Consider the following 14,220-nt stretch of genomic DNA (forward strand, 5'->3'; position numbering starts at 1 on the left):
CTAACAGGTGTGACGCATCGCAACTCGCTTGAGAAAACAGTCAGGAACTCTCTCGTTGTCGCCCTCTCGCAGCTACGATCCATGGATCAGGTGATTGGCCGCAGCTCCTAATCTAAAGGCGCTGTCGACGCGGGATCATCCGAACATCGCTTGGGTATGATTGGCGCTGCGCCGATCAGTTCGAGACAGTAAGGCACGGCAGGAAAGACGGCGTTCAGGCACACGTCGATCGAAGCCGGCTTGCCTGGCAGGTTAATGATCAGCGAACGGCCGCGCACTCCCGCAGTCTGACGCGAAAGAATGGCAGTGTGGACTTGCCGCAAGCTGGCCTGCCGCATGAGTTCGCCAAAACCGGGAAGTTCCTTGGTGATGACCTGCTGCATCGCCTCTGGGGTAAGATCCCTCGGAGATGGACCGGTCCCTCCTGTCGTCAGGACAAGATCGGCGCCGCATTGGTCGCAAAGCTCGATGAGCACATTCCGGACACTTTCCACGCCGTCAGGGACTATGCGACGGATGAAGATGCACGGCGACGCCACGACACGTCGAAGCCAGCGCTCAATGGCAGGCCCGCCAAGATCTTCATAGTCGCCGCGGCTTGCACGGTCTGACACCGTAACGATTGCAATCTGGGTCATTTTTTCCGTTCGAGATCCAACTTCAGATCGAAGCGGTCGCTTGCCATCCGGGCCTGGCATGGGCGTATCCATCGACGAGCGTGCCGGGCAGATCGAGGCACGAGAGGATGAAGCGAGCAGCCTTGGGATCCTCCGCCTCGTCGACAAGCGCTCTATAGGTGCTCGACACCTCGATCATGTCGCACGTGTGCGGAGACAGGCGGATGCGCCGGACGCCTCTGGAGATGAGATCCGCGGGTGCGGGGCAGAAGGCCTGCACCTGGTTGGAGAGCGTCTGCACGCCATTGATCGCGAGGAACTGCTGCTCGTCGAGCGTGTCGACAGCGAGACCGTCCGGGTCTTTCTCGCAGGTAAACTGGCAGGAGTCCTTGTGAAGGCCGTGGATGCGCGCGTGGTAGCATCGGCCGGAAAGCGCGAGCGGCAACCGACCGAAGACGAAAATCTCGAATTCCGCCTCGGGACATGCGCCGGCCATGGCGCCGATGGCGGCGAGCGACAATTCCACTGGCGGGCATATCGTTTTGGCACCGCGATGAATGAGGAATTGCGCGGAAGCCTCATTATAAACGTTCAGGAACGGGCCTGTCACGAAGGGCTTGCCGGAGCGTGACGGCAGGGCGGTGACGTCGTTGATCTCGATCAGCCGATCGTCGCCACAGAGGTCCTCGATGCTTCTGCGCTCCCGAACGGTCGCCGGTGCTGCCAGTGTAGACAGCACCACTTCCTTTCCGGCACGCTCGAGGCGTTCGATGATCTCAGGCCAGACGGGGTCGGAAAACGGCATCCGCTTGCCGCAGACGACTTCGCCGATATGGACCCGATCGATCGGAGCCTCGTCTGCTATCCTGCGATAGAAGTCCGAGAGGCGGTTGGGCGACCAGTGGAAGAAGACCGGCCCAAGCGTCAACGCAATTGCGGACAAGGTGCTATCTCCACTTCTTGCTGTACGCTCCTGCCGTCTGCCGGGAACCTTCCGACTGGCCAGCAAGAATCCGATCGATCTCGATGGCGTCGCCGCCTTGCTCGACCGCGTCAACGGCCTTCCGGAAGGCGCGGACCACTTCCGTCACATAACCTTTGCCGCGCTGGCGTCCTTCGATCTTCAAGGCGGTTACGCCGGCGGCCTTCAGCCCGGCAATCATCCCGCCAGCGTTCAGGCTGACGGGATCCTCGAACAAATAGGAGGTTTTGCCGCCGGCCTTGAATTTGCCCTTGCACAAAGTGGGATAGCCTACTGGCTCGCCGGGCTCGCAGCGGTCGATCGTGAACCCTGAAAGCCGTGCCGCCGTGCCGTTCGGCTCGTCGTCGTAACTCACCATTTCGGGTGGCGAACAGACGCCATTCAGATTTGGCGATTTTCCCGTCGCGTATGAAGAGAGATAGCATCGGCCTTCGATCATCACGCAAAGGCCGCCGAACACGAATGCTTCCGTCTCCACGTCGATCGCGCAGTTGAGCGCCGCGATCTCCTGAACCGAAAGGACCCGCGGCAGCACGACGCGACGAACTCCGAAACTTTTCGCGTAGAATCCGATTGCTTCCGGCGTTGCTGCCGCAGCCTGTACCGACAGATGAAGACGAATTTGTTTATGGTTCTTGGCGACATGATCAAGGACGGCTATGTCCGCCGCGATGATGGCATTTGCGCCGCATTCGGCCGCGGTATCCGCGGCCTTTTTCCACAGGTCGACATCGTTGACACGCGCGAATGTGTTGATGGCGACGAGAACCTTGCTGCCGTGGTCATGCGCGAAGCGGACGCCCTCGGCCAGTTCTTCCCCGGAGAAGTTGAGCCCCGGGAAATTCCGGGCATTCGTTTCGTCGCGAAATCCGCAATAGACTGCGTCCGCGCCTGCCTGGACGGCTGCCCTCAATGTAGCGGGGGTTCCGGCCGGGCAGACAAGTTCCATGCGTTCGCTTGTCATGCCTCCGGCGCCTCGCGTCTGGAATTTCGATTGGCCATTTGGCGTGCAACGCTCAATGCGCCGAGAATGCCCGTATCGGCGAGACGAGCTAGGAAGCCACGCAGGCCGAGTAGGTCCGCGGGGCGAAGCTCGGCGTCCTCGATTGTGTTCCTCAGCGCGAGCACCGCCTCCGTGCGGCCGCTGATCGAGATGATCCGGCTGAAGAAAAGCGCATCGCCATCCAGCGTGCCGTCGAGCAGGCTCAACAGTGTTAGAATAGGTCCCCTGATCTGGACGCTTGATGTCGCAGCCTCACTTTTCCTGACGACACGAACGATCGAACGCTCTGCGTCCGGTACGACGGCAAATGCGAAGGCGAGGTCGACCGGGTTGATGAAATAGCAAGCTGTTCGATGTTCGCCCAGGCGGTCGAACAATCGGGGCTGTCGCCTAGCCATCGAGCGCAACGATAGCGTCAGCAACGGCCCGAGGGGAAGTCCGGCAAAAGGTGGGAAAAGATGACGAATGACCGCTGGCAATGTCGGTTCCGTGCTAATCGTCACCATTCAGTACATCCTATCCACATGAGACCGTTCAGCAGGTCTTTCCGGCCATCGACTGGCTGCGTCCGTCTGCCTGCAAGTCCGCGAAATTCACACTGTTGGGACAGAAATCCTGATAGTGACTTTCGAAATCGAAGGCGGCCAGGTGGCCATGACACTGGCGGCGATGCTGGCAGGTGATGCAGATGCGTGACATGAAACGGTGCGCAGCTTCCAGCGATTGAAAGCTGTCAGGATCGATGTCAATCGAACGCATCGCGGAAGAAAGCAGGTCTTGCGAAGCGTAAGGTAGCCGCATGGCTTCGTCGAATTCGCTTCGCGATAGACCGATGTCATTCAAGATGCCTGTGCACTCATCCAAACCCATTGCCCAAAATTCTCTTGTCGCTGCTCTGCTCCGCCGGCGATCCGTGAGAAGGGAAATTACGGACCGCCAAGCTTCGACAGTTCCGCTGATGAGATTGCCTGCCATGTGAAATCCTTTGCCTCGATCGCCTTCCTCGGAACGTTGTGAGAGGGAAAATAGCGTGGACGGATCGTTCGCTCTTTGCGCTAGCGCAAAGTTCTTCGTCAGACCTGATGCCAGAATTGTTCGCCGACGAACCGGTCGGGCCGGATCTCGCCATGCATCACCGCTGCCTTCCCTTGTTTTCAGATCTCGGCTCATTCCTTTCGTTCCTCGATCGGAACGGACAGCTTCGTGAGGTTGGCGTGCCTGTTTCGACCCGACTCGAACTGACCGAGATACACAAGCGGGTGATTGCCTCGAAAGGCCCGGCGCTCCGCCTGACGGCGCCTGTCGACGATCGCGGCGTCAGGTCAGCCTTCCCCGTCGTCGCAAATCTTTTCGGCACCCGGGAACGTGTAGCCTGGGGCCTTGGCACCGACCTCCACGGTCTGGAGACCCTGGGCGCTCTCCTTGCGTGGATGAGATCGCCTCAGGCCCCACAGAACCTTCGTCAGGCTCGACAGATGTTGCCTGCAGCGCGCGGTGCACTTGTGGCGCGGCCGAAGATAGTCTCCCCGCCTAGAGAGTGGCGAGATGCCGATCCGGATTTTTCGCTTCTTCCCGTCCAGACTTGTTGGCCGGGAGACGCCGGCCCCCTAATAACATGGCCAGTGGTCATTACTCGCCCGCCTGGCGAGGACGACCCGAGCACATACAATCTGGGCATATATCGGATGCAGGTGCTAGCCCGTGATCGTGCGATCATAAGATGGCTTCCCATGCGAGGCGGAGCAGCCCACCATCGGATATGGCAGGCGAGGGGCCTAGAGACGCCGGTGGCGGTCGTCATCGGGGCAGATCCCGCGACGTTGATCGCCTCGGTGATGCCGGCGCCTGAAGGCGTGTCGGAGCTGGCACTGTCCGGAATGATCAATAATCGCCGAGTCGGATTGGCGCCCTGCAAGAGCATCATGCTTCACGTGCCAACCAGTGCGGAAATCGTGCTTGAAGGTGCCGTCTCTTCAACGGAAACTGCGCTGGAGGGCCCTTTCGGCGATCACACGGGATATTACAACGCGCCGGAGCGATACCCCGTATTCAACCTCAAGCGCGTTCGCGTTCGCGACGGGGCAAATTACCTGACCACGTTCACCGGGCGCGCGCCCGACGAGCCCTCGGTTCTCGGCGAGGCACTGCTCGATGTGTACAAGCCGCTCCTGCGCCAGCAGATACCGGAAATCGTTGATGTGTGGCTTCCGCCGGAAGCCTGCTCCTACAGGATTGCGGTCATCTCGATCGCCAAGAAGTATGCCGGACAGGCCAGGCGCGTGATGATGGGATTCTGGTCCCTGCTGCCGCAGTTTTCGATGACCAAGATGGTCATCGTGGTGGATGACGATATCGACATTCGATCATGGCCGGACGTGATGTGGGCGGTCGCCACCCGGATGGATCCCTCGCGCGATCTGATGCAGGTGGATCGAACCCCTATCGATCAGCTCGATTTCGCGTCGCCGCTCGAAGGGCTTGGGGGAAAGATCGGGTTCGATGCGACGCGCAAGATTGGGTCCGAGACCTCTCGCGAATGGGGAAAGGAGCTGACGATGTCAACTCATATCGAGGAGCAGGTATCCCAACGATGGAACGAGTTTTTTTCGCAGACAATCGCTCAGGGGCAACAATGACCAAACGGTTGATAGTCGGTGTCACTGGTGCATCCGGCTCCGTGCTCGCGCTGGAGACCATACGTCAGCTGGTCAGGGCCGGGGTGGAGACGCATCTCGTCGTCTCCAAGGGCGCGCGATTGGCCATCCCACATGAGCTCGGCACCGACGGCCTTGCCCAACTGACCTCCCTCGCCAACCACGCGTATTCCTATCAGGACCTGGCCGCACCAATCGCCAGCGGCTCTTTCAGAACGGATGGCATGATCGTCGTTCCCTGTTCGATGCGGACCTTGGCGGCTATGGCGCACGGTTTAGGCGACAATCTTCTCACCAGGGCCGCCGATGTCGTCCTGAAGGAAAAGCGCCGGCTGGTCATTGTTCCACGCGAGGCGCCGCTCCATGAAGGGCACCTCGACGCGATGCTGAGACTAGCACGGATGGGCGCAGTCATCGCACCGCCAGTACCGCCGTTCTATGTCAAGCTTGCCTCGATCGAGGAAATGGTGGTCGAGATGGCTGCCCGATTGATTGGCTGGGCGGGCGTTGACCCGGGCGACAAGCTTACGCGTTGGGGCGAAAAGAAAGTCGCCGCCGCGTGATCATCCTGATGGATTGGCTCAACGTGCAAGGATAGCAATGAATTTGCAGACGTCGAAAGGCGCGACATATGACGTACGGAAACTTCCACCTGAAAGGAAGCAGTCCGCTGTATTGTCAATGTTCGACGGACTCAAACCCGGTCAGACATTTGTGGTCGTTCTCGATTTCGATCCTGATAGACTCAGGCGTCAGTTCGAAGCGTTCTTTGCTGGCGAACACATCTGGGTTTGCCTTAGAACGGGGCCACCAGAATGGCTGATCGAGATAGGAAGACCTCAACCTGCGCAGTGATGTCGAGCTCTACGAAAAGAGGTCGCACACGTCGATCGACCGATCTTGTCACCTCAAGACTCAGTTGGCAGTGACCGTGAGGGCCCCCTTCATTCCAAGCTCAAAATGACCCGGCATCAGGCAGGCGAACTCGAACTTGCCAACGCTGGTGAAGGCCCAGACGATCTCGCCTTTTCCTTGGGGACCGATGCGGATCGCATTGAGGTCGGCGTGTTCCATGTCGGGAAGCCTCTCCATCCCGGCCTTATGCTCCATCACCTGCTCATGCGTGTCCATGACAAATTCGTGGTCGTATTCGCCTTCATTGGTGAAGGCCAGGCGCACCGTCTCGCCCTGTTTCACTGTGACTGAGACCGGATCGAACGCCATCGATCCATCTTCGTTCTCGACCATGCTGATCGCGATGGTACGGTCTGCTTTGGCCGCCATGCCCGGCTGACCGATAATCATCATTTCATGGCCGTCATGAGTGCCGGAATGCATTCCCGTCGCAAGCGCCGGTGCGGCGAAGAGGACCATGGCGACTGTTGGCATCATGCATTTCTTCACGCGATTTCTCCTTTGTGAAATGTGTTGAGTTTCACCCATGCCGGAGGTGGCCGCGGGCCCTGTTTTGGACCGCGATCGGCGGAACCGGGTTGGCAGGGCCGCCTCAAGCCTTCACCAGTTCTTGCCGCTGATCACCTATGGCCCGTCTGCACCGGAGATAAACTGAGTTGCCGCATCGAAAATGCACCCTCCTTTGCGGTGCTCGCGATATCGTCAAACAGGAGAGCGAGATCCATGTAGACGCTGCGATCCCGTTCGGCTGCGCCCATTTCATCGAGATCCTGCAGGAAGAAGAGAATGGCTTCGATGCGCTCGCGCTGACTGCGGGCGTTGGCAAGATGCTCGCGTGCCGCGCGCCGGACTTCCAGAGCCGTAAATCGCGCCAGCGTTTCGTCGAGCCTGGAACGGCACTCACAATCGAGCCGGGCGTCCTTGATCAAATTTGCCAGCCTGCCGACAACGGCCATGTCGGCAAAGCGCCGGGAACCGTCGTCAATACTACTCAATGGAACGTTTTGTCTCATCTTCTTCGCTCCTAGGGCAGACATTTCGCAGCCGGTCGCAACGCGACCGGACGCCGTGCGCCTTGTCAGTGGGCAGACGCGGTCTCGAAAATTGTTTTGATTATAATCGACCATTTTGCAGCCTGTTTGCGCTGGAGCAAACACGCAGACCGATCATCGACGGTATTGCCTTCGGATTGAGTTTTTTCCGACCGCCGATCTTGTGAGTTGAGAAGCGGCACGAGGGTGTCGTGTCAGTCATCCCCGTAGAGGAATTGTTGCATGGTTGCCGACGGGAGTGTGCTTGCTTTCGACGCGAAGCAGAGGCAGATGTCGGCGCCGTTTCGGCCATTTTTTCTAATCGCGGGGTTGGACGCGATTGTAGGCGCGGCGGTCTGGCTGCCGTCAGCGTTCGGAATACAGGCCATCGGCCCGACCGGGATATCTCCCGGCGATTGGCATCGCGACGTGCTTTTTTTTGGAATGGTTCCAGCCATTTTGACTGGCTTTTTGTTGACGGCGCTGCCCCGATGGACAGGACGACGCGCAGTCTCCCCACTTACCACGCGTTTGCTGGTTGCTCTATGGCTGTGCAGCCGGGGGACTTTCCTGTTTCTGTCGCATTCGGCCGGCCTTGCCCTCTCTGCGTTTTTGGTGCTGACGCTCCTCTTGATCGCGGCGGGACGGGTGATCGCGAGCCGCGACCGCCGCAACCTGAAGATACTGTTTCTGCTGCTTGTCTTTTGCGGTGGCAACACGCTTGTAGCAGCGTCCTATCAAGTAGAATTCGCGCTGCGGTTGGCCTTGGCTTCGATCATCGGCCTCATCATGATCATCGGAGGACGGGTGGTGCCGGCTTTGACGGTGGCCTATGTCGAGAGCGCCGGCGGCCGGATATTCATCGATCGGTCCGCCGTTTTGGAGTGCGCGGTGGCGGTCGTGGCAGCGTGCGCCTTTGGTTTGTGGATTGTTGCGCCGCAGGCACAACTCACCGGCGTTGCGTGTGCGCTTGCCGCCTGCGGTCAGACCATGCGAGCCGCCCAATGGAACGGCTGGCGAAGCGCAGCCTCGGCGACGGTTCTTGCCCTTCATATAGGATATGGCTGGATCATCGTGGGTTTCGGACTTCTGGCGATCCACATTCTAGCACCGGAATGGCTGGGACAGGCGGCTGCGGTTCATGCATGGACAATCGGTGCCATCGGCACGATGGCCCTCGCTGTCATGGCGAGCATGATCCGCAAGCACAGCCGCCGCGCCTTCGCGGCTTCGGCGCTGGCGACCGGTGCGTTCGTGGCGATGACGATTTGCTGCCTGTCGCGCCTTCTGGTCGACTTGCTGCCCAGCTATGGCGCCGCTTTAACCAGCCTTTCAAGCACCTTTTGGGTTATCGCCTTCGGTCTGTTTCTGGTGGCCTTTCGTGGAGTGCTCATACCGCACATGTGAGATGATGCCGGCTCACCAGACCCAGAAAAGCAGAAGCCAGCCGACGTCGGTGACGATCATGGTCAACCCGATGAAGAATATCGCGAGCACTCGTCGGCCAGGTTCCCGGTTGTAGAGACCCGTCACCTGCCAACAAAGCACTCCGGACCAGATAGTCGCCAGCGCGAGCATCGTGGCGCGCAGGGGGCCGACGAATGAAAGTCCGATGCCGTCCGAACGAAGCTGGCTGACCGTTAGCGCGGACAGGCCGAGAAAGACCCCAGCGCCGGCCAAGGGTATCAGTGCTTGGGCAAGGTGATGAAATCGGGCTGGCTGCCATGGACCGAGGCTACGTGTGGCAAATGCCAGCATCGATGCCGTCAACGTGCCGCAGGCGATAGCCGTCGCAAGCACGTAGCCGACGAGCAGCGCCCCGTCGAGGAGCGTCATCACATCGCTCCTCTGAGGATAGTTGGTGAGCATCCACCAAGGCGCCGTGGCTTCGAGCGGCCAGATCACCCCGCTATCGACCAACCACCCCGCTATCCACTGCTTGGCGGTAACGAACCAAGGACTGACAGACCATTGAAATGCGCCAACGGCCAGACCCATAAGGCCGAAGACGATCAGTACCGTCTCCCAGGGTTTGGCTGCGTTCCCGGCAACATGAACAATCTCATGGTTCGGCGAACGGCGAGCCAGACGGATTGCCCCGCGAAAACCGCTGCACCGTCCGCACATGTGACAGTCGGCGGCACCGCGCATGGTACGGAACGGCACCAGCGGCGCGCAATTGACAGCCCCGGGCTTGATCCCGGAGAGCTGGGACTGTTGCCAGAGCTGCGGATCTACACGGAAATGCAGCGGAGCCAGCTTAGCCAGTAGGCCAAAGACACCGCTGACCGGACAGAGATAGCGGCACCACACGCGCTTGTTGCGCCCGTAGAGATAACCGATCACGGCGGCCGCCAAAGTCGAGCCGCCGAGAATCAGGAGCGTTGGACCGGGGTACTGGTAGACGCTCGTCATCTGGCCGTACAACGTTGTGCAGGCGAAGGCGATCGTGGGCCAGCCGGGCCACATCATCCAGCGCGGGATCGCTCTCCCAAGCCCACGTCCGCTGACGAATTCGGTTATCGCTCCTTCCGGACAGAGAATGCCGCACCACATCCGCCCGACGAGCGCGGTGCTCAAGAGCACGAGCGGCCACCAGACACCCCAGAAGGCAAACTGCGCAAAGCGGGTGAAATTGGTCCACAAATAGGCCATGTCGTCCGGAAGAGGCAGGAAGACGGGAACGACGAGCAGGATCGCGTAGATCAGCACGACGGACCATTGTGCGACCCGGATCGACCGTTGATTGCGACGCAGCCAATCCGCAAGCCTCTGCCAGACGTCGCTCGGCGGGACGGGCTGAACGTGTCGTTGCGGCGCGACCCGTATCGTCATGGCGCGCGTTCTGCGGGATGAGGCCGCGCTGATCGCAGCAGTGCGACGGTGGCGATCCAGTAAAGCGCGTAAACCAGGACCGTCATCAGTTCGGGCCGAGCGCGATAGCCTGTCATGGCGGCAACAATGCCGCCGAGCCTACCCGTATCGTCCAGAAGCCAGGACGTGTCCCACAGAGATCCGGATAGCGGCGGGATGAGTTCCAGCCCCATGGCGCGGTCAAGAGCAGCCATCATTAATGATGCGGCCAGCGCCAACAGAAGGATCTCCGTGGCGCGGAAGAATATAGACCAGGGGAAGCGCCTGGCGGCCACTTGAATCAGCCAATAGAGCGCGGCAGCAAAAGCGAACCCCGCGACGATGGCCATAAGTGTCCCGGGCAATGTCGTTTCGCTCGCCGATGCCAAAAGGCCGTAGAGGAAAACAACCGTTTCACTGCCTTCCCGCATCACAGCGATAGCAGCCAGGAAGAAAAGCCCCAACCAGTTGCGGCCAGTCAGCGCGCGCTCTGCGCCGCGTTCAAGTTCCTGCTTCAGTCCCCTGCCTTGCCTGTGCATCCAGACGACCATCTGCAGTATGAGCAGGGCGGCCAGTCCGGCCATGGCGATCTGAAAATAATCTTCTCGGTCTCCTTCGAGCAGGCTCGCCAAGGACAGGATGACCAAAGCCAGAAGGGCGGCCCCGGCGATGCCTGCGGCGACGCCGGCCCAAAGGAAATATCGTCCGGTTGTGGCTCTCGCGCCAGCGTGATGCGTCAGCCATCCCTGCAGGATGCCGACGACCAGAAGTGCCTCCATGCTCTCGCGCCAAACCACGAAGGCGACCTGTCCGAAGAGAGCGGTCATTGGATCGCAGGCTCCTTGGCGATGAGTATGGCGGGCGGCATGCCGGGATGAAAATCGTCGAAGAAGCGATACTCGCCGGGATCAAGACGCTGGATGACGACGAAGGATGTGACGCCGGGTCCCAGCACCTTCTCCTTGCGCAGCTCAACGCTTTCGAATTCGGCAGGACTGGAGCCGGTATTGCGAAGCTCCAGTTTGAAGCGTGCGTTGGCCGGCACCTCGATTGATCGCGGCGTGATCGCGCCATCGCTGAGTTCGACGACGAAGCTCGGATATTCATCAGCGGATGCGGGGTGCGCGGTTGCCAGAAGGCAGATCGCAATGGCGACCAGCGTCGAATGGAGGAAGGCGGTCATTTTCGGCTGTCTGTCCTGTTTTGTCGCTCTGCGTTGCGCTCAAGGAGCCGGAAGATTGCAATGCAGAAGGAGCTACAAATTTCGAAGCGGGCAGCTGACCCAGGGTCTAGTAACCGCCCTTCTTGCCGACGCCGGCATAGGTGAATTCGTATTCGACGTGAAAGGTCTCGGGCCAAACTCCGACACCCGTCTCCTTGTCGACATGTCTTCCGAAATGCGAGGACGCGTCGGACCCTTCAGAGGTAACGCTAAGTTGAAGGCTGTATTTGCCTGGTCCCATCAGCTTCACGTTATCGCCATAATGCGGACCGTCGCTGGCCACCATGGGCATGAAAACGCCGCCCACCTTCTGATTGCCATCGAGCTTGGTCAGCAGATATTCGATTCTAAGGTTGGGGATCCAATCGCCTTCGGCAAAGCCATTGGCATTGTCACGCGTGGCATGGATATCGGCCTCCAGATGCATATCGGAATCGGCCGCGGGCCTCATGATGTGAGCTGGCTCCATCTCGATCGGCTGCAGATAGACGGCGGCAACCTCCATGCCGTTCATCAGGTTAGGTTGGCCGATGGGGTATTCCAGCGCGCAAGCTCCTGAAGCGGCCACCAGCAGAGCTGCGATGGATGAAAATATGATCAACTGACGAGACATTGACTGCTCCTTGCTATCGACGGCGACGATCCTTGCCTTCGGCTGATATTTCCGGATCGGCAACGAAACGGGTTCCGACATATCCCGGAACCGGGTCAGGTGAACCGACAAACATGATCGGAGTTGTCTACTTATTTGCGGGATCAGCCGCTTCTTTGCGCCAGCGCAAAGAACACAACGTTTTGTTGAAACTGGGGGCCGCCTCTGATGTCAGCCGATCGCGCCGGTTGCGAAATGGCCCCATGTTTCATCCCCAACTCGACGGGTATTCTGCTGGCCGTTGCTTCAACAAGGTGCCGCGCAACCCAGCTGTCGCCGAACCAGAACAAGCGTCGGATCATCGGGGTAGGCCGTCACGGTGAAGCCCATATCGCGCTCGAGTTCGATCGCGGCGCGGTTTTCGCGGCTCTCGATCGACTCGATAGCGTCGAGGCCTAGCCCCTCGGCATATTTCGCGATGTATGAGAGCAACTCCCAGCTGACGCCCAGGTGCTTGTGATCTTCGCGAGTGCAGATCGCGACTTCTCCGTGCCGACGAGGCTGATCGCATGCCAACATCGCAACGGCGATCAGCAACCCGTTCATCGAAAAGGCAAGGAAGTTGTGTATATCCGCATCGTCCGAACGCGTCATCGCGACGAGCCGCTCATGCGAGACCACCTTCAGCCCGCCGAGAAAGCGAAACCGCAAATCATCCGGCGTCACATGGGAGAAGAACTCTGCCAAAGCAGGCTCGTCTTCGGGCCGTGCGCGGCGTATCTCGAAGCGAAATCCTGTGCGTGTGGAAAGAGTGCCGTTGCTGTTCGTAGTCATGTGTCGCCTGCAATCTCGAGTTCTTTCGATAGGATGGAGCTCCGCTTCATCGCCGAAACAGTGGCAGCCGATGACAGTCGCGTCTTTGATGCGCATCAAAGACGCGAGTGAAGTTAGGCCGCTCGGGCGAGAAATGTCGGCTCATTTTGATCGAGATCAATGCGGTGACCGAGATCAAAGTGTCTTCGAAGATTCAGCAGTTTATCGAAGAGGTCGCGCCCAATGGCCGATGTCGTTTCCAGGCTAGTCAGGGAGTGCAACTTTACGCGCAGCAAAGGTGCGGACTTTCCCACCATCTGGCAGACCGTGTTGAAGATGCATCCGTACGTTGCAGGGCCACCGGTGCAGGAGTGGGATGAGCAAGGACCTATCCTTAAGGTTCCCCTGATAACAGGTCGCCATCTCATCTTTGGCGCTTCAGACTTTCGGCTTGATTGAATTCTGGCGAGGTTCTTTGTCCAAATCCGTTTTGATCGTCGCACGGCGCTGTTTGCGTGACTTATGACGCGATTCGAAAGAGGCGTACGCCAGCACCGCGAGGAAGGCAAAGACATCCAACACTAAGATGGTGATCGTCGAGCTGTCCGTTGGCACACCTGTTCTCCTCCCTCAACTGGTTGAGGTGACGGCAAGAGTGACGGACAGGCGTTGACTTGGATCAACCGAAAGCGGTGATTGCCGCAACTTTGGTCAATCAGACGACGAAGTCATCGGTATCTGGCCCGTCGGTAACGGGGTCGTATCCGCATTCGGCAGCCAGCCGAAGAGCGTCATGAATTACGACAATTTGGCCATGGACTTGAATGCCTGAGTTGCTCAGGCTGGACAACGCACGCGAAAAGGATTCTCGAGTTATGCCAAGTTCGGAGGCAATCAGCATCTTCTCAAACGGCAGGACCGCTTTGTCTGGAGTACGCTGCTTCTGTGACAGGGCCAAGAGGTAACACCCGACACGCTGTATCGCGGTCCTCAACTTGAGACTTTTGATCTGCCGAACCATACGTCGAAACTGTTGTGCGAGGCTTCCGATCACCGCCTGTGCCAGCAGGGGGTTCGTCTCCACGGCCGCCCGAAACGCCGCCGCATGAATCAACAGAAGGCGCGAAGGCTCAGGCACCCGGGCCTGCATGAGGTAGGGCGCCCCGGTCAAGACAGCGGCAGGGATAACGAGGTCCTGGGACCGAACGGCCTCGATCAGCACTTCTCGACCGTCGGCTGATCGTCCAAACAATTGCACGGATCCTGCCAGCACGATCAGCTGGAAGGTCGGCACATCGCCTTGCTCGAACAAAACGGTGCCTGAGGCTACACTGTGCACCACGGCGTTTCGTAGCAGGTCGGTGCGCATGGCTACGGACAGCGCCCGAAACAGCCGCAGCGCTTCCGGTGCCACTTCCTCATCCGTCATTCCATGCAACAGATTGTCCCCTCGATCGCGGCTCTCCCACACTGCCGCATCATTCGTGACAGAAGTCACAGCAGTCCTTGACCTAGATCAATGTCGCAGGGCGCCAGTT

The 14,220-nt window shown here is 59.4% G+C and carries 18 protein-coding genes; 4 read left to right on the forward strand and 14 right to left on the reverse strand.

Features of this window, described 5'->3' with window-relative positions; translation table 11 throughout:
- Positions 1–107 precede the first annotated feature (107 nt).
- The 5 genes from mog to FJ426_RS07570 form a co-directional block, all read right to left on the reverse strand.
- A complete protein-coding gene (mog, locus tag FJ426_RS07550) occupies positions 108–638 on the reverse strand; it encodes a molybdopterin adenylyltransferase (protein WP_140825095.1) in 531 nt (176 codons plus the stop codon).
- Positions 639–660: 22 nt separating this feature from the next.
- Positions 661–1,560: a U32 family peptidase gene (locus FJ426_RS07555; protein ID WP_140825096.1), complete on the reverse strand. Its 900-nt coding sequence runs from the start codon at positions 1,558–1,560 to the stop codon at positions 661–663.
- 4 nt (positions 1,561–1,564) lie between these two features.
- The gene (locus FJ426_RS07560; protein WP_140825097.1) at positions 1,565–2,563 is read right to left on the reverse strand and encodes a peptidase U32 family protein; all 999 of its coding nucleotides are present in this window, start codon (positions 2,561–2,563) and stop codon (positions 1,565–1,567) included.
- Positions 2,560–2,979 carry an SCP2 sterol-binding domain-containing protein gene (locus tag FJ426_RS07565; protein ID WP_246675508.1) on the reverse strand — a complete coding sequence of 140 codons (420 nt, stop codon included), beginning with the start codon at positions 2,977–2,979 and terminating at the stop codon, positions 2,560–2,562. Before FJ426_RS07565 ends, FJ426_RS07560 begins: the two co-directional genes overlap by 4 nt.
- Positions 2,980–3,136: 157 nt before the next feature.
- A complete protein-coding gene (locus FJ426_RS07570) occupies positions 3,137–3,772 on the reverse strand; it encodes a hypothetical protein (RefSeq protein ID WP_246675516.1) in 636 nt (211 codons plus the stop codon).
- On the opposite strand from FJ426_RS07570, the gene FJ426_RS07575 reads away from it, so the two are divergent.
- Genes FJ426_RS07575 through FJ426_RS07585 form a run of 3 tightly spaced genes read left to right on the forward strand, consistent with a single transcriptional unit; the run spans position 3,730 to position 6,111 of the window.
- On the forward strand, positions 3,730–5,238 hold the full coding sequence (locus tag FJ426_RS07575; RefSeq protein WP_140825154.1) for a UbiD family decarboxylase: 1,509 nt from the start codon (positions 3,730–3,732) through the stop codon (positions 5,236–5,238). The two genes, FJ426_RS07570 and FJ426_RS07575, sit on opposite strands and share 43 nt — an antisense overlap.
- On the forward strand, positions 5,235–5,819 hold the full coding sequence (locus FJ426_RS07580; RefSeq protein ID WP_140825100.1) for a UbiX family flavin prenyltransferase: 585 nt from the start codon (positions 5,235–5,237) through the stop codon (positions 5,817–5,819). The genes FJ426_RS07575 and FJ426_RS07580 overlap by 4 nt, the downstream gene beginning before the upstream one ends.
- 37 nt (positions 5,820–5,856) lie before the next feature.
- Entirely contained in the window at positions 5,857–6,111 is a 255-nt protein-coding gene (locus FJ426_RS07585) for a DUF2249 domain-containing protein (protein WP_140825101.1), read from the forward strand.
- A 60-nt stretch (positions 6,112–6,171) separates the two neighbouring features.
- Here the strand turns inward: FJ426_RS07585 and FJ426_RS07590 are convergent, their stop codons facing one another.
- Both FJ426_RS07590 and FJ426_RS07595 read right to left on the reverse strand, forming a co-directional pair.
- Entirely contained in the window at positions 6,172–6,648 is a 477-nt protein-coding gene (locus tag FJ426_RS07590; protein ID WP_140825155.1) for a plastocyanin/azurin family copper-binding protein, read from the reverse strand.
- Between the two features lie 143 nt (positions 6,649–6,791).
- Positions 6,792–7,184 carry a hypothetical protein gene (locus tag FJ426_RS07595; protein WP_140825102.1) on the reverse strand — a complete coding sequence of 131 codons (393 nt, stop codon included), beginning with the start codon at positions 7,182–7,184 and terminating at the stop codon, positions 6,792–6,794.
- A 261-nt stretch (positions 7,185–7,445) separates the two neighbouring features.
- On the opposite strand from FJ426_RS07595, the gene FJ426_RS07600 reads away from it, so the two are divergent.
- Positions 7,446–8,609, forward strand: a complete 1,164-nt coding sequence (locus FJ426_RS07600) for an NnrS family protein (RefSeq protein ID WP_140825103.1) — start codon at positions 7,446–7,448, stop codon at positions 8,607–8,609.
- Positions 8,610–8,621: 12 nt separating this feature from the next.
- Here FJ426_RS07600 and FJ426_RS07605 read toward each other — a convergent pair whose 3' ends face one another.
- The 7 genes from FJ426_RS07605 to FJ426_RS07630 form a co-directional block, all read right to left on the reverse strand.
- The gene (locus FJ426_RS07605) at positions 8,622–10,037 is read right to left on the reverse strand and encodes a 4Fe-4S binding protein (protein ID WP_140825104.1); all 1,416 of its coding nucleotides are present in this window, start codon (positions 10,035–10,037) and stop codon (positions 8,622–8,624) included.
- Positions 10,034–10,882 (reverse strand): FTR1 family protein, encoded by an 849-nt coding sequence (locus tag FJ426_RS07610; RefSeq protein ID WP_140825105.1) that lies wholly within the window; start codon positions 10,880–10,882, stop codon positions 10,034–10,036. Before FJ426_RS07610 ends, FJ426_RS07605 begins: the two co-directional genes overlap by 4 nt.
- Complete coding sequence (locus FJ426_RS07615) at positions 10,879–11,238, reverse strand: cupredoxin domain-containing protein (protein ID WP_140825106.1); 360 nt, start codon at positions 11,236–11,238, stop codon at positions 10,879–10,881. The genes FJ426_RS07610 and FJ426_RS07615 overlap by 4 nt, the downstream gene beginning before the upstream one ends.
- 106 nt (positions 11,239–11,344) lie before the next feature.
- Positions 11,345–11,890, reverse strand: a complete 546-nt coding sequence (locus tag FJ426_RS07620) for an iron transporter (protein ID WP_140825107.1) — start codon at positions 11,888–11,890, stop codon at positions 11,345–11,347.
- A gap of 285 nt (positions 11,891–12,175) precedes the next feature.
- A complete protein-coding gene (locus tag FJ426_RS07625; protein ID WP_140825108.1) occupies positions 12,176–12,703 on the reverse strand; it encodes a GNAT family N-acetyltransferase in 528 nt (175 codons plus the stop codon).
- 417 nt (positions 12,704–13,120) lie between these two features.
- Positions 13,121–13,297 carry a hypothetical protein gene (locus FJ426_RS31280; protein WP_181176927.1) on the reverse strand — a complete coding sequence of 59 codons (177 nt, stop codon included), beginning with the start codon at positions 13,295–13,297 and terminating at the stop codon, positions 13,121–13,123.
- Between the two features lie 100 nt (positions 13,298–13,397).
- Positions 13,398–14,111 carry a cyclic nucleotide-binding domain-containing protein gene (locus tag FJ426_RS07630; protein ID WP_140825156.1) on the reverse strand — a complete coding sequence of 238 codons (714 nt, stop codon included), beginning with the start codon at positions 14,109–14,111 and terminating at the stop codon, positions 13,398–13,400.
- Between the last annotated feature and the right edge of the window lie 109 nt (positions 14,112–14,220).

The sequence above is a fragment of the Mesorhizobium sp. B2-6-4 genome (assembly GCF_006441495.1).
Taxonomy (GTDB): Bacteria; Pseudomonadota; Alphaproteobacteria; order Rhizobiales; family Rhizobiaceae; genus Mesorhizobium.

What these genes read in the sequence shown, in the direction of transcription:
- mog (WP_140825095.1), bottom strand. Translation starts at nt 638, where the DNA reads ATGACCCAGATTGCAATCGTTACGGTGTCAGACCGTGCAAGCCGCGGC.
- FJ426_RS07560 (WP_140825097.1), bottom strand. Translation starts at nt 2,563, where the DNA reads ATGACAAGCGAACGCATGGAACTTGTCTGCCCGGCCGGAACCCCCGCT.
- FJ426_RS07575 (WP_140825154.1), top strand. Translation starts at nt 3,730, where the DNA reads ATGCATCACCGCTGCCTTCCCTTGTTTTCAGATCTCGGCTCATTCCTT.
- FJ426_RS07570 (WP_246675516.1), bottom strand. Translation starts at nt 3,772, where the DNA reads ATGAGCCGAGATCTGAAAACAAGGGAAGGCAGCGGTGATGCATGGCGA.
- FJ426_RS07580 (WP_140825100.1), top strand. Translation starts at nt 5,235, where the DNA reads ATGACCAAACGGTTGATAGTCGGTGTCACTGGTGCATCCGGCTCCGTG.
- FJ426_RS07585 (WP_140825101.1), top strand. Translation starts at nt 5,857, where the DNA reads ATGAATTTGCAGACGTCGAAAGGCGCGACATATGACGTACGGAAACTT.
- FJ426_RS07590 (WP_140825155.1), bottom strand. Translation starts at nt 6,648, where the DNA reads ATGATGCCAACAGTCGCCATGGTCCTCTTCGCCGCACCGGCGCTTGCG.
- FJ426_RS07595 (WP_140825102.1), bottom strand. Translation starts at nt 7,184, where the DNA reads ATGAGACAAAACGTTCCATTGAGTAGTATTGACGACGGTTCCCGGCGC.
- FJ426_RS07600 (WP_140825103.1), top strand. Translation starts at nt 7,446, where the DNA reads ATGGTTGCCGACGGGAGTGTGCTTGCTTTCGACGCGAAGCAGAGGCAG.
- FJ426_RS07605 (WP_140825104.1), bottom strand. Translation starts at nt 10,037, where the DNA reads ATGACGATACGGGTCGCGCCGCAACGACACGTTCAGCCCGTCCCGCCG.
- FJ426_RS07610 (WP_140825105.1), bottom strand. Translation starts at nt 10,882, where the DNA reads ATGACCGCTCTCTTCGGACAGGTCGCCTTCGTGGTTTGGCGCGAGAGC.
- FJ426_RS07615 (WP_140825106.1), bottom strand. Translation starts at nt 11,238, where the DNA reads ATGACCGCCTTCCTCCATTCGACGCTGGTCGCCATTGCGATCTGCCTT.
- FJ426_RS07620 (WP_140825107.1), bottom strand. Translation starts at nt 11,890, where the DNA reads ATGTCTCGTCAGTTGATCATATTTTCATCCATCGCAGCTCTGCTGGTG.
- FJ426_RS07625 (WP_140825108.1), bottom strand. Translation starts at nt 12,703, where the DNA reads ATGACTACGAACAGCAACGGCACTCTTTCCACACGCACAGGATTTCGC.
- FJ426_RS07630 (WP_140825156.1), bottom strand. Translation starts at nt 14,111, where the DNA reads ATGACGGATGAGGAAGTGGCACCGGAAGCGCTGCGGCTGTTTCGGGCG.